Genomic DNA, 16,836 nt, shown 5'->3' on the forward strand with positions numbered 1-16,836 from the left:
GTCGGGGTGCGCGGTGAGCAGCCGGCGGAACCGCAGGCGCCACTCCTGCGCGGACACTTCTTCGATGTCCGTTCCGCCCGGCGCAGCCTCGTCGGTGGTGAGCAGCAGAGTCCGGGTGTCCGTCAGGTCCGCTTGCACGGCGGCGGCCCGGTCGGGGTACGCGCGTTCCCACGGGGCGCCGGGCCGGTGCGTGACCTCTCCGTCGGGCACACGTGGCCGAGATGCGCGGCACGGTCATTCGCGAGCAGTCGTACCCGCATGAGGAAGGGCCCCCGACGCGGCGTGTCGGGGGCCCTTCCTCAGATGTTCGGATGCTGTCAGATCGTGCCCAGCTTGATGATCGACAGCAGCGCGATCAGCTGGATCGCGGATGCGCCCAGCGCCTTCGGCCACGGCAGGTCGTGCGACTTGCTCACCATCGAGGTGAAGAGCGCGGCGGAGGCCAGCCAGGTGATCCAGCCGAGGACCTGGACCAGGGAGTTCTCGCCGCCGAGGAAGAGCGCGAATATCAGGCGGGGAGCGTCCGTGATCGACATGATCAGCATGGAGAGGCCCACGGTCGGCTGCCAGGAGCCGTCGCCGCCGAGCTGGCGGGCGAGCGTATGCGTGACCGCGCCCAGGACCAGGCCGCCGATGACGAAGCCGATGCCTGTGATGACGACGTAGGGGACCGCTGTGGAGATCGTCGCGTGGATCGCGTCGTCCCGGGCCTGGTCGAAGCCGAAGAGGGCGAGCAGGCCGTACAGGAACGTGACGATGAGCGCCGGGCCCCAGACCGGGTAGTCACGCATCTGCCAGAACGTCGGTCCCGGGCGCAGCACGATGCCGGTGAGCAGGTTCTTCCACGGCAGCCGCGGGCCCGCGGGCTGCGCGGGGGCCTGGCCGGCATGGTAGGTGTTGCCGTCGCCGTAGGGGTCCTCGCCGATGCTGAACGCCTGGGTGTGGCCGGGGGAGTTGGCGTACGGGTCGCCGTGCTGGGGGGACCCGTGGGGGTGGTGGGGCTGCTGGTACGGGTCGCCGAAATACTCCGGCTCGCCATGGCCGCCACCGCTGTAGCCGTTGCCGTAGCCGCCGTTGTGCCCGCCGGGCCCGTTGTTTCCACCGTGCCCGCCGCTGTTGTACGGGGGCGGGGCGCCGTTGCCTCCCGTCGGCGGCCATGGCTGCTGGGCGTACGGCGGTGGTGCCTGTGTGCCGTACGGCTGCTGCCGCGGTTGCTGTTGCGCTTGCTGCTGCGGGGTGCGGTTGTCCCGGCCGCGTCCGATCCTGAATCCAGCCACGTCATCGAACGTACCTGGTCCGCGTCGGTGCGGTGAGAGGGCCTGGGGAACCTGCCCGCCATTGCGGCCGAGCTGTGACATCCCCTAGGGGAACCCTGGGGGGTCGGCCCCATACGCAGCCGTGCGGGAACACAGAAGCGGCCGGTCCTGCCCCCGAGGCAGGTCCGGCCGCTTCTGTCGCACGACAGCCCTGGCTACTTCACCGGCTCGGGCTCCGGTGCGTCCGCCGGCTCCGCCTCGCCGGCCGGGTCGGCCGGGGTCTTCACGGAGTCCAGCAGCAGCTGCGATACGTCGACCACCTGGACCGACTCCTTCGCCTTGCCGTCGCTCTTCTTGCCGTTGACCGAGTCGGTCAGCATGACGAGGCAGAACGGGCAGGCGGTGGAGACGATGTCCGGGTTGAGGGAGAGTGCTTCGTCGACGCGCTCGTTGTTGATGCGCTTGCCGATCCGCTCCTCCATCCACATCCGGGCACCACCGGCACCGCAGCAGAAGCCGCGCTCCTTGTGGCGGTGCATCTCCTCGTTCCTGAGGCCCGGCACCTTCGCGATGATCTCGCGCGGCGGGGTGTAGATCTTGTTGTGACGCCCCAGGTAGCACGGGTCGTGGTACGTGATGAGGCCCTCGACCGGCGTCACCGGGATCAGCTTGCCCTCGTCGATGAGGTGCTGGAGCAGCTGGGTGTGGTGGATGACCTCGTACTCGCCGCCGAGCTGCGGGTACTCGTTCGCGATCGTGTTGAAGCAGTGCGGGCAGGTCGCGACGATCTTCTTCGACGACTTCGGCTTCTTCGTCGCCTCGTCCTCGTCGTCCTCCCCGAACGCCATGTTCAGCATCGCGACGTTCTCCTGGCCGAGCTGCTGGAACAGCGGCTCGTTGCCCAGGCGGCGGGCCGAGTCACCGGTGCACTTCTCGTCGCCGCCCATGATCGCGAACTTCACTCCCGCGATGTGGAGGAGCTCCGCGAAGGCCTTCGTGGTCTTCTTGGCCCGGTCCTCCAGGGCGCCCGCGCAGCCGACCCAGTACAGGTAGTCGACCTCGGACAGGTCCTCGACGTCCTTGCCGACGATCGGGACCTCGAAGTCGACCTCCTTGGTCCACTCGACGCGCTGCTTCTTGGCGAGCCCCCAGGGGTTGCCCTTCTTCTCCAGGTTCTTGAGCATCGTGCCCGCCTCGGACGGGAACGCGGACTCGATCATCACCTGGTAGCGGCGCATGTCGACGATGTGGTCGATGTGCTCGATGTCGACCGGGCACTGCTCCACGCACGCACCGCAGGTGGTGCAGGACCAGAGCACGTCCGGGTCGATGACGCCGTTCTCCTCGGCCGTGCCGATCAGCGGGCGCTCGGCCTCCGCGAGAGCCGCGGCCGGGACGTCCTTCAGCTGCTCCTCGGACGCCTTTTCGTTGCCCTCCATGTCCTTGCCGCCACCGGCCAGCAGATAGGGGGCCTTGGCGTGCGCGTGGTCGCGCAGGGACATGATCAGGAGCTTCGGGGAGAGCGGCTTGCCCGTGTTCCAGGCCGGGCACTGCGACTGGCAGCGACCGCACTCCGTACACGTGGAGAAGTCGAGGATGCCCTTCCAGGAGAACTGCTCGACCTGGGAGACACCGAAGACGTCGTCCTCGCCCGGGTCCTCGAAGTCGATCTCCTTGCCGCCCGACGTCATCGGCTGCAGCGCGCCGAGCGCGACCGCGCCATCCGCATTCCGCTTGAACCAGATGTTGGGGAAGGCGAGGAAGCGGTGCCAGGCGACACCCATGTTGGTGTTCAGCGAGACCGTGATCATCCAGATCAGCGAGACGCCGATCTTGACCATCGCGGTGAAGTAGATGAGGTTCTGCAGCGTGCCGAGCGAGAGGCCCTTGAACGCGAGGACCAAGGGGTACGAGATGAAGTACGCGGCGTCGTAGCCCTCGACGTGGTGGATCGCGCCCTCAAGGCCGCGCAGGGTCAGGATCGCCAGACCGATGGTGAGGATGACGTACTCGACGAAGTACGCCTGCCACGCCTTGGAGCCCGCGAACCGGGACTTGCGGCCGGCCCGGGAGGGGAGGTTCAGCAGCCGGATGGCGATCAGCACGAGGATGCCGACCGTCGTCATCAGACCGATGAACTCGGTGTACATCTCGAACGGCGGCCAGTTGCCGATGATCGGCAGGACCCAGTCGGCCTTGAAGAGCTGCCCGTACGCCTGGAGCAGCGTCGGTGGCAGCGTCAGGAAGCCGATGGCGACGAACCAGTGCGCGAAGCCGACGATCCCCCACCGGTTCATCCGGGTATGGCCGAGGAACTCCTTGACCAGGGTGATCGTGCGCTGCTTGATGTTGTCGGTGCGGCTGCCTGCCGGGACCGGTTGTCCGAGCTTGACGAACCGGTAGATCTGCGCGACGGCTCGGGCGATGAGCGCAACGCCGACCACAGTCAGCACCAGCGACACGATGATCGCGGCGAGTTGCATTTGGGGGCTCCTCGGGCCTGCGAGGGTGGGATCCAGCGTCTACAAGCGAATACTGGCGATTACTAAGAAGTAACTTAATCAGTCTGTGCTGACACTATCCACCTATTCCGCCGCGCTGTAGCCGCACCGGCGGTGATCTGTGTCGCTCAGGCGTGCCTTGCCGCGCCGGGTGAGTCCGCGGATCGCCCTGCGCAGTGGAGCGTGTGCGGCTCTCGCCAGGATGGCCAGGTCGAGTCCCACCCAGTGGTGCTCGGCGTAGTGCTGGTCGAGCAGGGCCGGCTCGTCCCACGGCATTCCGGAGCGGGAGCGCACCTGTGCCAGGCCGGTGAGGCCCGGTTTCAGTTCCTGCCGCCAGTGTCTCGCGGCGTTGGCGGTGGCGGTTTCGGGGGTATCGGTATCGGCTCCGGGGGTCCGGGCCCGCTCGTCGTCCGGTGTCAGGGGCTCCGGGCCGACCAGGGAGAGGTCTCCCCGTACGACGTGCGGCAGCCGGGAGAGCAGATCCAGCCGCAGTCTCCGGGTGCGCAGCGAGTGCAGTACGAAGAGGTGGCCGCCCAGGCCGATCCGGGGCGAGCGGGTCAGTACGCCGCCGGGGAGCCGCTGCGCCGCGAGGGCTAGGGTGCCCGCGGCGAGCAGGGGGGCGGCCAGGGCCAGCAGGATCGAGCCGAGGGTCAGGTCCAGTACGCGCTTGGCCGACGGCCACGTCTGCCTCCATTCCCGTAGCCACTCCCATGTCCACTCCCGCGGCTGTGCCTGCGCACGGACTCGCATGCGGCCCGGTCCCTGTCCCTGCCTCTGCCTCTGCATCGTTCGCACCTGCCTGGGGGTCGGGCGGATCGAGTGCCGGTTTTGCGTTACTCACGGCCTTTTGTGACAGAACGATCCCATGGCGCGATGATGGGGGCGGCCCGCGTGACCCGCCGGGCGGGTGGGTGTCGCCCTTGAATTCCTGGTGCGCGCGAGGTGTGTGCACGATAGTTGAGTCTGTCCGACTCAACTCTGTTGACACTGGGACGCCTCTCGTGCATCCTTGAGTCAGTTCCACTCAAGTAGTCAAGCTGGAGGAATTGAAATGGCACGTGCGGTCGGCATCGACCTGGGCACGACTAACTCCGTCGTCAGCGTTCTCGAAGGCGGCGAGCCCACCGTCATCACCAACGCAGAGGGCGCCAGGACCACGCCGTCCGTCGTCGCCTTCGCGAAGAACGGCGAGGTGCTGGTCGGCGAGGTCGCCAAGCGTCAGGCGGTGACCAATGTCGACAGGACCATCCGCTCCGTCAAGCGCCACATGGGCACTGACTGGAAGATCGACCTGGACGGCAAGAGCTTCAACCCGCAGCAGATGAGCGCCTTCATCCTGCAGAAGTTGAAGCGGGACGCCGAGTCGTACCTGGGTGAGAAGGTGACCGACGCGGTCATCACCGTCCCCGCGTACTTCAACGACTCCGAGCGTCAGGCGACGAAGGAGGCCGGCGAGATCGCGGGCCTGAACGTCCTGCGTATCGTCAACGAGCCGACGGCCGCCGCGCTGGCGTACGGGCTCGACAAGGACGACCAGACGATCCTCGTCTTCGACCTCGGTGGCGGCACCTTCGACGTATCGCTGCTGGAGATCGGTGACGGCGTCGTCGAGGTGAAGGCCACCAACGGTGACAACCACCTCGGTGGTGACGACTGGGACCAGCGCGTCGTCGACTACCTGGTGAAGCAGTTCGCCAACGGTCACGGCGTGGACCTGTCCAAGGACAAGATGGCTCTCCAGCGTCTGCGCGAGGCCGCGGAGAAGGCGAAGATCGAGCTCTCGTCCTCGACCGAGACCACGATCAACCTGCCCTACATCACGGCGTCCGCCGAGGGCCCGCTGCACCTGGACGAGAAGCTCACGCGCTCGCAGTTCCAGCAGCTCACGGCCGACCTCCTGGATCGCTGCAAGACGCCGTTCCACAACGTCATCAAGGACGCGGGCATTCAGCTCTCCGAGATCGACCACGTCGTTCTCGTCGGTGGCTCCACCCGTATGCCGGCCGTCGCCGAGCTCGTCAAGGAGCTGACCGGTGGCCAGGAGGCCAACAAGGGTGTGAACCCGGACGAGGTCGTCGCCATCGGCGCCTCGCTCCAGGCCGGTGTCCTCAAGGGCGAGGTCAAGGACGTCCTGCTGCTCGACGTCACCCCGCTGTCTCTCGGTATCGAGACCAAGGGCGGCATCATGACGAAGCTCATCGAGCGCAACACCACGATCCCGACCAAGCGCTCCGAGATCTTCACGACGGCCGAGGACAACCAGCCGTCCGTGCAGATCCAGGTCTACCAGGGCGAGCGCGAGATCGCGGCGTACAACAAGAAGCTCGGCATGTTCGAGCTGACCGGCCTGCCGCCGGCCCCGCGCGGCGTCCCGCAGATCGAGGTCGCGTTCGACATCGACGCGAACGGCATCATGCACGTCGCCGCCAAGGACCTCGGCACCGGCAAGGAGCAGAAGATGACCGTCACCGGCGGCTCCTCGCTGCCGAAGGACGAGGTCAACCGGATGCGTGAGGAGGCCGAGCAGTACGCGGAGGAGGACCACCGCCGTCGCGAGGCCGCCGAGTCCCGCAACCAGGGCGAGCAGCTCGTCTACCAGACGGAGAAGTTCCTCAAGGACAACGAGGACAAGGTCCCCGGTGACGTGAAGACGGAGGTGGAGACCGCGCTCACCGAGCTGAAGGAGAAGCTCAAGGGCGAGGACACCGCCGAGATCCGTACCGCCACCGAGAAGGTCGCGGCCGTCTCCCAGAAGCTGGGCCAGGCGATGTACGCCAACGCCCAGGCCGAGGGCGGCCCGCAGGGTGACCCGCAGCCGGGCGCCCAGCAGGCCAAGGCCGACGACGACGTCGTCGACGCCGAGATCGTGGACGACGAGAAGGACGCGAAGGGCGGTGCGGTGTGACCGAGGAGACTCCGGGTTTCGAGGAGAAGCCCGACGTCCCCTCCGGCGCCACCCCTGACGGAGCTGAGTCGAAGGACGTCCCTTCCTCTTCCGAGGAGGAGGCGTCCCCGGCCGGGGACGCAGTACAGACAGTCGGTCTGACGGCCCAGCTGGACCAGGTCCGCACCGCGCTCAACGAGCGCACGGGCGACCTCCAGCGGCTCCAGGCCGAATACCAGAACTACCGTCGCCGCGTCGAGCGGGACCGGGCCACGGTCAAGGAGATCGCAGTCGCGGGTCTCCTGTCCGAGCTCCTGCCCGTGCTCGACGACGTCGGCCGGGCCCGTGAGCACGGCGAGCTCGTGGGCGGGTTCAAGTCGGTGGCCGAATCGCTGGAGACGGTCGTCGCCAAGCTGGGCCTGCAGCAGTTCGGCAAGGAGGGTGAGCCCTTCGACCCGACGATCCACGAAGCCCTGATGCACTCGTACGCGCCGGACGTCACCGAGACGACCTGCGTGGCGATCCTGCAGCCGGGGTATCGGATCGGCGAGCGCACCATCCGCCCCGCGCGGGTGGCGGTGGCCGAACCCCAGCCGGGTGCGGCAGCCAAGGAAGAGAAGGCAACCGACGAGGAGAGCGGTGGCACCGAGGAGGTCTGACATCCCGTCTGACCACCTCGTGGCGCACCGCCCGGCCATGCGACCGGCCAGCGGGCCGGCCGCATGGCCGATCGTCCGGAAGGAGGGACGTCGATGAGCACGAAGGACTTCGTCGAGAAGGACTACTACAAGGTCCTCGGCGTCCCCAAGGACGCCACCGACGCCGAGATCAAGAAGGCGTACCGGAAGCTCGCCCGCGAGTTCCACCCGGACGCCAACAAGGGCGACGACAAGGCGGAGGAGCGCTTCAAGGAGATCTCCGAGGCGAACGACATCCTCGGCGACAGCAAGAAGCGCAAGGAGTACGACGAGGCGCGCGCCCTCTTCGGCAACGGCGGCTTCAGGGCCGGACCCGGAGGGGCCGGGGGCAACTTCAACTTCGACCTGGGCGACCTCTTCGGAGGCACCCAGGGCGGGGGCGCGGGCGGCGGAGCCGGCGGTTTCGGCGGCGGCGGCCTGGGTGATGTCTTCGGCGGCCTGTTCAACCGGGGCGGTACGGGGACGCGGGTGCAGCCGCGCCGCGGCCAGGACATCGAGTCCGAGGTGACGCTCAGCTTCATCGAGGCGGTCGAAGGGGCCACGGTCCCGTTGCGGATGTCCAGCCAGGCGCCCTGCAAGGCGTGTTCCGGCACCGGTGACAAGAACGGCACCCCCAGGGTCTGCCCGACCTGTCTCGGCACCGGCCAGGTGTCGCGCGGCACCGGCGGCGGCTTCTCGCTCACCGACCCCTGTGTGGACTGCAAGGGCCGGGGCCTCATCGCCCAGGACCCCTGCGATGTCTGCAAGGGCAGCGGACGGGCGAAGTCCTCCCGGACCATGCAGGTCAGGATTCCGGCGGGTGTCTCGGACAACCAGCGGATCCGGCTGCGCGGCAAGGGCGGCCCGGGCGAGCGCGGTGGACCGGCCGGCGATCTCTACGTCGTGGTCCATGTCGACGCCCACCCGGTCTTCGGCCGCAGGGACGACAACCTCACGGTCACCGTGCCCGTCGACTTCACGGAGGCGGCGCTCGGCGGCGAGGTGAAGGTGCCTACGCTCGGCGGTCCGCCGGTCACCCTGAAACTGCCGGCCGGCACCCCCAACGGACGTACGATGCGCGCCCGCGGCAAGGGCGCCGTACGCAAGGACGGCACCCGGGGCGACCTGCTGGTCACCGTCGAGGTGACGGTGCCCAAGGACCTCAGTACCGAGGCCAGGGACGCGCTGGAGGCTTACCGGAAGGCGACCGCGGGCCACGACCCGCGGGCAGAGCTGTTCCAGGCTGCGAAGGGAGCTTGAGGTGGACGGCCGACGACGCAATCCGTACGAACTGACCGATGAATCACCGGTGTACGTGATCTCGATCGCGGCCCAGCTCTCGGGCCTGCATCCGCAGACACTGCGCCAGTACGACCGCCTCGGCCTGGTCTCCCCCGACCGTACGGCCGGGCGCGGCAGGCGCTACTCGGCCCGCGACATCGAGCTGCTGCGTACCGTGCAGCAGCTGTCGCAGGACGAGGGCATCAACCTCGCCGGTATCAAGCGCATCATCGAACTGGAGAACCAGGTCGCCGCCCTCCAGCAGCGCGTCGCCGAACTCGCGGCGGCCGTGGACGGCGCGGCGGCGGCGATGCAGCAGCGCGAGGCCCAGGTGCATGCCTCGTACCGGCGCGATCTGGTGCCGTATCAGGATGTGCAGCAGACCAGCGCGTTGGTGGTCTGGCGGCCGAAGCGGCCGAAGGACTGAGCGGGTCCGGCCGTCGGGCCGGACGATTCGCTCACGATTCGTTTCGTTCAGGGCCGGGGAGTCGACCTACGGGTCGGCCCCCGGCCCTTCGCCGTGCGCCCGCCGCCCTGTGCATGCCCCCGGATCCGGCCGAAACCCGACCCATGGCCATGTTCGTACGCATCGAAACCGTTCCTGGGCAGTGAGCAGGAGTGAGTCCTGTCTCACCGGCGCGCCCCGAACGGTGTTTGGGCGCGCTGGTCCTCCGCTTTCTCGTCCTGGTCGGCGACGCATATCCCGTATGCGGTCCGTCCCAGGTGGGCGGAATCCCTACGACCTGGCCATGTGGGCGCGGCCAGAGGCGACGGGGAGGCAGGCGCCCGCACCCCACGTCGTATCAGGTGCCGGAGACCGTGAACTCGGCCGTGTTGTTGGCCAGTAGCGGATCGAAGGCCGAGATCCGCAGCTCCGGGTCGTCGTTGAGTGTGGCGACCGAACCCTTCGCCCCGCCCTCGACGAGGCGGTCGACGTGCAGGGTGAAGGCGAACGTGGAGCGGGCCTTCTCCCAGAGGAGGATCGGAGTCCGGCAGGTGTAGCTGTTCGTGCCGGACTCGTAGCAGGAATCCGGCTTGCCGGTGACGGTGGTGCCCTCCGGGATGCGTACGTCGAGCGTCGCGACGGAGGCACCCGCGCCGAGGGAGGCGACCCAGGCCGGGCCGCGGTTCTTCACGCCGATCCGGGCGGTGACGGTGTCACCGGGCGCGGCGGAGGTGATGTCGCTCGCGAGGGCGATCAGGTCGGCCTTGTTGGTTGCTGTGATCTGCGTGGAGCGGTAGTTGTCGTCGAGGTTCAGGTCGGGCTCGGGGGACACCGCGCTCCGGGTGGCGGCCGCGGGGACGGGTGTGGCGCTGAGGTCGGCGCCGGCGCCCTGGACGAACGGCCTCCCCGCGAGGGCCTGTTCGTACGCCTCGTCGGTGAACTGGTCGACCGAGTAGTCGAACCGCTCGTACAACGCCGCGCTCGTCGCACGGACCGCGCCGGCCGCGGACAGGTCGTACACCTGCCCCGGGACGACGGGCTCGTCGAGGACGCAGACGGCCGTGGTGCCGCTCTGGTTGGTGACGGAGTCCGCGTCCAGGTATGTGCAGTTGCCGAAGCGCTGCGAGAACGCCAGGCCGTGCGAGGCGAAGAGGGTCAGCAGGGTGCGGTCGGCGGTGCGGTTGCCGTGGTTGGTCAGGCGGATCGGCTGGGCGAGGTCGGTGCCGGGCTTGACGCCGGTGCGGTACGGAAGCTGGCTCACGCCCAGGTCGGGGCCGTCGCCGAGGCGGATCTGGGTGTCCGTCGGATACCCGGTGAGGGGGCCGAAGGAACTGTCCGCCGCCGCGGTGAAGTGCAGGGTGCCGGTGGCGTCGGCGGGCGCGCCGGCTGCGGCGCGCAGCCCGATCTCGGCGACGGAGACGTACGGGGCGCCGTCCAGGGACCCGAAGTCGCAGGTCGCGGTGAGGGTGTCGGGGGCCGGCGCGCAGGTCAAGGGCCAGCTGACCTCGGCCACACCTGCGAGCTCGGACGCGTCGACCGTGAGACGGCCCCCGGTCACGGAGTTGTGCGTGTTGTCGTGCCCGAGCTTCACCTCGACGGTGTTGGCGGTCGCGGAGCCGTCGGCGTCCGCGGTCGGCAGTACGAGGTCGTACGGCGCCGCGATCCAGAGCTGATCCGTCTCCGGCTCGTCGGCACTGGCGGGTGCGACGGAGCCGAGCGCGAGGACCGCCCCGGCGACCAGCGCGACCGGGATGTGGAGCCGACGCCCCGGTCGTATGCGGGTGGGGGATGGGGGCCGGTGATTCTGAGCTGCCTGCATGGTGTCGGGCTCTCCCTGCGATGCGGTACGCGTACGGGAGTTGGACGAGCCGGGGCTGGGGTTGGTTGTACGTCGGTGCCGGTGCGCCCGCGTCCGGCCGGGAGCTCCGGGCGACACTGGACGGACCGGCCGTCAGCGTGATCTCAACGGGGCGTCACGGGATGTCTCCTCGACCGTCCCCGGCTGGGCGGGACGCGCCGGCTCCCGGTTGCCGTGCCGTGTGCGCGGGTGTCCCGTTCATGTTGCGGTGCGTTCCGCTATGCCCGACTGGACGTTGAGGGCGCCGAGTCGAGTCCGGCTGGAGGCGTTGAGCGTCCGCATGAGTCGGGAGATATGTGCGCGGCAGGTGCGGACGCAAGATGACGGTAGTGAAAACGTAGTCGGAGAGGGATGCTCGTTGTGCCGGGTGAGGAACCTCTCCGGTGCCGGGGGCCGCAGTCGTTCTCCCCCGTATCGCGGTTGCGGCCCCTTCAGTCAGGATCCTGCTCCAGGATCCCCGACCGGGCTATCAGGTAGCCGAGTTGGGCCCGGCTGTTGCTGCCGAGGACGGCGGACAGCTTGGCGACATGCGCGCGGCAGGTGCGGACGTTCATGCCGAGACGCCGGGCGATCGAGTCGTCGACATGTCCTTCTACGAGGAGTTGGGCGATGGAGCGCTGGACGCCGCTGATCCCCTTGGGGGTCGGGTCGTACTTGACCTCTTCCAGGAGTGGAGCCGCGCGGGTCCAGAGCTGCTCGAACACCTTGACGAGATACTCGACCAGCCCAGGGTGGCGCAGTTCCAGGGCGACTTGGCGGTCGTCCTGAGCGGGTATGAACGCGACCGTGCGGTCGAAGATGATGAGTCGCTCTATGAGCTCCTCAAGCGTCCGGATCTCCACGTTGCTGTCGGCCATCCGCTCGGCGTAGGCCAGGGTGCCGGGGCTGTGACGCACCGTGTGCTGATAGAGAGTGCGAATGCGGACACCGCGGTCCACCACGGAGAGGCCCCTTTCCAGGGCTTCGCTGAGGCGGTCTTCGCTACGGCCGCCGCCGGGCTGGACGGTGAGGACTTCGGAGCGACACTCCGCCGTGGCAAGATCGAGTGCCGCGTTGATCCGGTTGACGCCCTCCAGCACGGTGATCGCGTGGGTGGTCGGCGGGTCCTGCGCGCTGATGTCCATGAACGGCTCGAAGGACTCGGCAAGCAGGACCGAATGCCGTCGGCGCTCCTGGATCTCGCGTTCTATGGGGTGCAGGCGCTTCGCCAGAGCGGCGGACGGCGGGACTGGCCGCAGCCAGTCGGGGTCGTCGGGGTCGGGGTGCAGCAGGGCGAAGTCCATGAGGCAGGGCGCCGGTTCCACCTCGCTTCGGGCGATACGTCCCGAGCGCAAAGCGCTGGCGTAGAGACGGACTCCCGCTTCGCATAGTTCGGTGATCCCATGAGAATGTGTCGGCTTTGTATCGCTTATGACCATATTCTCCACCCCCCAGGTTCCTGAACATGCAGGAACATGATGCATCGACTCAGTGGTGTTCGTGTGCCCAGGTGAGACATCGTCTTAGGTGCGGGGGAGAAGAATCCACAAGTGAGGACGAAGCCGACTATGTATAAGCGAATGCTTCGCTCGGCGCTTGCCGCCTCGTTCGTCGCGGCCCTGGGACTCGGGGTACTGAGCGGCAGCGACATCGCCTGGAGCAGCGAGGCCGCATCCTCGCCGGGTGACATTGCCTGGTCCACTCAGGCGTCGGCGCCGGGTGACATCGCGTGGTCCACTCAGGCGTCGGCGCCGGGTGACATCGCGTGGTCCACTCAGGCGTCGGCGTCGGCCGACGGTGACATCGCATGGCTCACCCGGACCGCTGTGCCGGGCGACATCGCATGGAGCGTCGACGCGGCAGTCGAGCCCGGTGACATCGCCTGGTCCGAACCGACCTATCAGGGCGCATGACCATCCCGCCGGACGACCGGACCTTCCGGCGGGAAATGGCCACGGCCTACCGATCAGGCTGGCATTTCATCGATCTCGTCACTGCCATCCCCCGCCATGGCGACTCGCTGATGGTCACTCTGTTCGGCGACCCCATCGTTGTCGCACGTGAAGAAGACGACGAAGTACGTGCCTACCGGTGCCTCCGCAAGCCGCGTGGAGCCCCGCAGCCCGTTCGCTGCGCGATTCGGTACGACATGATTTTCGTCAACCTCGACCGGCGGGACCACCAGCTGTTCGAGCCAGAGACTATTTCCGCCACCCCCCGCAGTGCCTGAGCGATCCCCCGTCGTTACATGTCGCTCAGTCACTCCCCCACACAACGGCGCCATCGTGACCTGAACACGATGGCGCCGTTGTGCTGCCCGCGAAGTCCCGGGAAGTCCGCGGTTTCCCTCACGCCCTGCCGAGCGCCCGGTCCAGGGCGATCTCGATGACGACGCGGTCCGGGTTGGGCGCCGGCGTGCGTTCGTAGCGTTGTGCGTAGCGGCATACCGCGTCGGCGATCACGTCCGCCTCGGTGCGCACCGAGGCGCGGCCCTCCAGTGTTGCCCAGCGGCCCCGGTCGACCTGGCAGACCGCGACCCGGGCGCCGTCCGGGCCCGCGGCCAGGATGTTGGTGACCTTCTGGCTGCCCTTGTTGGTGATGACGCGGGCGAGCCCGGCCCCGGGGTCGTACGTCACGCCCACCGGCACCACGTGCGGCGTGCCGTCGGGGCGGGGTGTGGTCAGGGTGCACAGGTGGTACTCGCGCCAGAACGCGAGGTACTCGGGGCTCGGATTCGTCACGTCGACTGCCATGGGGAACAGGGTAGGGAGTGCGCATCCGCGGCCCGCCCCTGCGGTGGCGGAGGTTCTCTCCGGCCGGTTGACTCGGAATCGCGCTCGGGAGAGCACTCGGAAGAGGCAAGTCAGCTAGGTTGAGTGGAATAGACTCAACTTTGTGCACGTTGATCTAGTCAGCGTTGTGGAGAGACCAGCCACCGCAAGGAGGAGAAAGCGCACGTGGACGCCGAGCTGACCAACAAGAGCCGGGATGCCATCAACGCGGCCACCAGCAGGGCCGTGAAGGACGGACACCCCGATCTGACCCCAGGGCATCTGCTGCTCGCGCTGCTCGCGGGCGAGGACAACGAGAACATCATCGACCTGCTCGTCGCCGTCGAGGCCGACCAGATCGCCGTACGCACCGGGACGGAGCGGCTCCTGGGCGCGGAGCCCAGCGTCACCGGGTCGACCGTCGCCCCTCCGCAGCCCAACCGCGAGCTGCTCGCCGTCATCGCTGACGCCGCGCAGCGCGCGAAGGAGCTCGGCGACGACTACCTCTCCACCGAGCACCTGCTGATCGGGATCGCTGCCGAGGGCGGCCGCGCCGGTGAGATCCTGAGCGCTCAGGGGGCCAGTGCGAAGAGGCTGCTGGACGCGTTCGAGAAGAGCAGGGGAGGGCGCCGGGTGACCACACCCGACCCGGAGGGTCAGTACAAGGCCCTGGAGAAGTTCGGTACGGACTTCACGGCCGCCGCCAGGGAAGGCAAGCTCGACCCGGTCATCGGACGTGACCAGGAGATCCGGCGTGTCGTCCAGGTCCTGTCGAGGCGTACGAAGAACAACCCCGTACTCATCGGCGAGCCCGGCGTCGGCAAGACCGCCGTCGTCGAGGGGCTCGCCCAGCGCATCGTCAAGGGCGACGTCCCCGAGTCCCTGCGGAACAAGCGGCTCGTATCGCTCGACCTCGGCGCGATGGTCGCGGGCGCCAAGTACCGCGGCGAGTTCGAGGAACGGCTGAAGACCGTCCTCTCCGAGATCAAGGAGAGCGACGGGCAGATCATCACCTTCATCGACGAGCTGCACACCGTCGTCGGCGCGGGCGCCGGCGGCGACTCCGCCATGGACGCGGGCAACATGCTCAAGCCGATGCTGGCCCGCGGCGAGCTCCGCATGGTCGGCGCGACGACGCTCGACGAGTACCGCGAGCGGATCGAGAAGGACGCCGCCCTGGAACGCCGCTTCCAGCAGGTGCTGGTGGCGGAGCCGAGCGTCGAGGACACCATCGCGATCCTGCGCGGACTCAAGGGCCGTTACGAGGCCCACCACAAGGTCTCCATCGCGGACTCCGCACTGGTGGCCGCCGCGACCCTGTCCGACCGCTACATCACCTCCCGTTTCCTCCCCGACAAGGCCATCGACCTGGTCGACGAGTCGGCGTCCCGGCTGCGCATGGAGATCGACTCCTCGCCCGTCGAGATCGACGAACTCCAGCGCGCTGTCGACCGTCTCCACATGGAGGAGCTGGCCCTCAAGAACGAGACCGACCCCGGCTCCAGGCAGCGCCTGGAGAAGCTCCGCCGCGACCTCGCCGACAAGGAGGAGGAACTGCGTGGCCTCAATGCCCGCTGGGAGAAGGAGAAGCAGGGCCTCAACCGCGTTGGTGAACTGAAGGAACGCCTCGACGAACTGCGCGGCCAGGCCGAACGCGCCCAGCGCGACGGCGACTTCGACACCGCTTCCAAGCTGCTGTACGGGGAGATCCCCGGCCTGGAGCGGGAGCTGGCGGAGGCGTCCGAGGCCGAGCAGGAGGCCGCCAAGGACACGATGGTGAAGGAGGAGGTCGGCCCGGACGACATCGCCGACGTCGTCGGCTCGTGGACCGGCATCCCGGCCGGCCGCCTGCTGGAGGGCGAGACCCAGAAGCTGCTCCGCATGGAGGACGAGCTCGGCAAGCGCCTCATCGGGCAGACCGAGGCCGTACGGGCGGTGTCGGACGCGGTACGCCGTACCCGCGCCGGAATCGCCGACCCCGACCGGCCCACCGGCTCGTTCCTCTTCCTCGGCCCGACCGGTGTCGGCAAGACGGAGCTCGCGAAGGCGCTTGCCGACTTCCTGTTCGACGACGAGCGGGCCATGGTCCGCATCGACATGAGCGAGTACAGCGAGAAGCACAGCGTGGCGCGTCTCGTCGGCGCCCCGCCCGGCTACGTCGGCTACGAGGAGGGCGGCCAGCTCACGGAGGCGGTCCGCCGCCGCCCGTACAGCGTCGTTCTGCTCGACGAGGTCGAGAAGGCCCACCCCGAGGTCTTCGACATCCTGCTCCAGGTCCTCGACGACGGCCGGCTCACCGACGGACAGGGTCGGACGGTGGACTTCCGCAACACCATCCTGATCCTGACCTCCAACCTCGGCAGCCAGTTCCTGATGGACCCGCTGACCGAGCCCGAGGCGAAGAAGGAACAGGTCCTGGAGGTCGTACGGGCCTCGTTCAAGCCGGAGTTCCTCAACCGGCTCGACGACCTGGTGGTCTTCTCCGCCCTGTCCGGCGACGAGCTCTCGCACATCGCGAAGCTTCAGATCGACCGGCTCGCGGGGCGTCTGGCCGAGCGCAGGCTCACCTTGGACGTCACGCCTCAGGCCCTGGCCTGGCTGGCCGAGGAGGGCAACGACCCGGCCTATGGCGCACGGCCGCTGCGCCGCCTCATCCAGACGGCGATCGGCGACCGGCTCGCGAAGGAGATCCTCGCGGGCGAGGTCAAGGACGGGGACACCGTCCGGGTGGACCGGGTCGGGGACGGCCTGCTCGTCGGCCCCGCGACCTCGGGGAAGACCTTGTAGGCCCTGTAGACGGCGTACGACCTGTTCGATGTCATGTCCCCAGCCGGAAGACCACGCGTCCCGGCTGGGGACCCGTCGTCTGCGCCGCAGTGCAATTGAAGAATAATTGCGGTGATTTCCGGAGAACGGGAAATTGATCGCCGGCATCGGTGATCCGTTGTCCAACGTCGGTATTGAGCCAAATGGTTCGCTCCGCGTCGACGGGTGGGACCCGCTGCCCTGCTCCGCCCCAGGCTGCACCGCCCGCCCCTGACAAGGGGCACCTGTTTGGGCGCCCGCAGCGTCCGCCCGGGGGCGCGCGAATAATCAGGACACCTCGGGCCGCCTTCCGTGACCTGCTCACAAGGAGGATTAGAGACCGAATTCGGCAGCCGGTAGCGTGCGCGCATGAACGAGC

Annotated in this window: 13 protein-coding genes; 7 read left to right on the top strand and 6 right to left on the bottom strand. The window is 68.4% G+C overall.

The window, feature by feature from the left end:
• Window positions 1-317: 317 nt before the first annotated feature.
• The 3 genes from NRF20_RS24375 to NRF20_RS24385 all read right to left on the bottom strand — a co-directional run bounded on the left by NRF20_RS24375 (window position 318) and on the right by NRF20_RS24385 (window position 4,507).
• Complete coding sequence (locus NRF20_RS24375; RefSeq protein ID WP_413753271.1) at window positions 318-1,277, bottom strand: Yip1 family protein; 960 nt, start codon at window positions 1,275-1,277, stop codon at window positions 318-320.
• Between the two features lie 194 nt (window positions 1,278-1,471).
• The gene (locus NRF20_RS24380) at window positions 1,472-3,739 is read right to left on the bottom strand and encodes a (Fe-S)-binding protein (RefSeq protein ID WP_398628203.1); all 2,268 of its coding nucleotides are present in this window, start codon (window positions 3,737-3,739) and stop codon (window positions 1,472-1,474) included.
• Window positions 3,740-3,841: 102 nt separating this feature from the next.
• Complete coding sequence (locus NRF20_RS24385; protein WP_413753272.1) at window positions 3,842-4,507, bottom strand: sugar transferase; 666 nt, start codon at window positions 4,505-4,507, stop codon at window positions 3,842-3,844.
• A 301-nt stretch (window positions 4,508-4,808) separates the two neighbouring features.
• On the opposite strand from NRF20_RS24385, the gene dnaK reads away from it, so the two are divergent.
• The 4 genes from dnaK (at window position 4,809) to NRF20_RS24405 (ending at window position 9,026) form a co-directional block, all read left to right on the top strand.
• A complete protein-coding gene (dnaK, locus tag NRF20_RS24390; protein WP_398628201.1) occupies window positions 4,809-6,662 on the top strand; it encodes a molecular chaperone DnaK in 1,854 nt (617 codons plus the stop codon).
• On the top strand, window positions 6,659-7,300 hold the full coding sequence (grpE, locus tag NRF20_RS24395) for a nucleotide exchange factor GrpE (protein WP_266360175.1): 642 nt from the start codon (window positions 6,659-6,661) through the stop codon (window positions 7,298-7,300). The genes dnaK and grpE overlap by 4 nt, the downstream gene beginning before the upstream one ends.
• Window positions 7,301-7,393: 93 nt before the next feature.
• Window positions 7,394-8,578 carry a molecular chaperone DnaJ gene (gene dnaJ / locus NRF20_RS24400; RefSeq protein WP_114245338.1) on the top strand — a complete coding sequence of 395 codons (1,185 nt, stop codon included), beginning with the start codon at window positions 7,394-7,396 and terminating at the stop codon, window positions 8,576-8,578.
• Between the two features lies 1 nt (window position 8,579).
• Entirely contained in the window at window positions 8,580-9,026 is a 447-nt protein-coding gene (locus NRF20_RS24405) for a heat shock protein transcriptional repressor HspR (RefSeq protein ID WP_266360179.1), read from the top strand.
• 376 nt (window positions 9,027-9,402) lie between these two features.
• Here the strand turns inward: NRF20_RS24405 and NRF20_RS24410 are convergent, their stop codons facing one another.
• Together NRF20_RS24410 and NRF20_RS24415 are read right to left on the bottom strand one after the other, a co-directional pair.
• Window positions 9,403-10,863, bottom strand: coding sequence for a hypothetical protein (locus tag NRF20_RS24410; protein ID WP_413753273.1), 1,461 nt, complete (start codon window positions 10,861-10,863; stop codon window positions 9,403-9,405).
• Window positions 10,864-11,333: 470 nt separating this feature from the next.
• Window positions 11,334-12,185 (bottom strand): helix-turn-helix transcriptional regulator, encoded by an 852-nt coding sequence (locus tag NRF20_RS24415; protein WP_398628198.1) that lies wholly within the window; start codon window positions 12,183-12,185, stop codon window positions 11,334-11,336.
• A 264-nt stretch (window positions 12,186-12,449) separates the two neighbouring features.
• On the opposite strand from NRF20_RS24415, the gene NRF20_RS24420 reads away from it, so the two are divergent.
• Both NRF20_RS24420 and NRF20_RS24425 read left to right on the top strand, forming a co-directional pair.
• Window positions 12,450-12,794, top strand: coding sequence for a 5'-nucleotidase (locus NRF20_RS24420; protein WP_398628197.1), 345 nt, complete (start codon window positions 12,450-12,452; stop codon window positions 12,792-12,794).
• Window positions 12,791-13,111, top strand: a complete 321-nt coding sequence (locus tag NRF20_RS24425) for a (2Fe-2S)-binding protein (protein ID WP_398628196.1) — start codon at window positions 12,791-12,793, stop codon at window positions 13,109-13,111. Before NRF20_RS24420 ends, NRF20_RS24425 begins: the two co-directional genes overlap by 4 nt.
• 118 nt (window positions 13,112-13,229) lie before the next feature.
• Here the strand turns inward: NRF20_RS24425 and NRF20_RS24430 are convergent, their stop codons facing one another.
• Window positions 13,230-13,634, bottom strand: coding sequence for a pyridoxamine 5'-phosphate oxidase family protein (locus NRF20_RS24430; protein WP_398628195.1), 405 nt, complete (start codon window positions 13,632-13,634; stop codon window positions 13,230-13,232).
• A gap of 204 nt (window positions 13,635-13,838) precedes the next feature.
• Here NRF20_RS24430 and clpB point away from each other — a divergent pair, with 204 nt between their 5' ends.
• A complete protein-coding gene (gene clpB / locus NRF20_RS24435) occupies window positions 13,839-16,439 on the top strand; it encodes an ATP-dependent chaperone ClpB (RefSeq protein ID WP_398628194.1) in 2,601 nt (866 codons plus the stop codon).
• Window positions 16,440-16,836: the final 397 nt, after the last annotated feature.

Origin of the sequence: Streptomyces sp. R-74717 (genome assembly GCF_047305335.1) — a bacterium.
Lineage (GTDB): Bacteria > Actinomycetota > Actinomycetes > Streptomycetales > Streptomycetaceae > Streptomyces > Streptomyces atratus.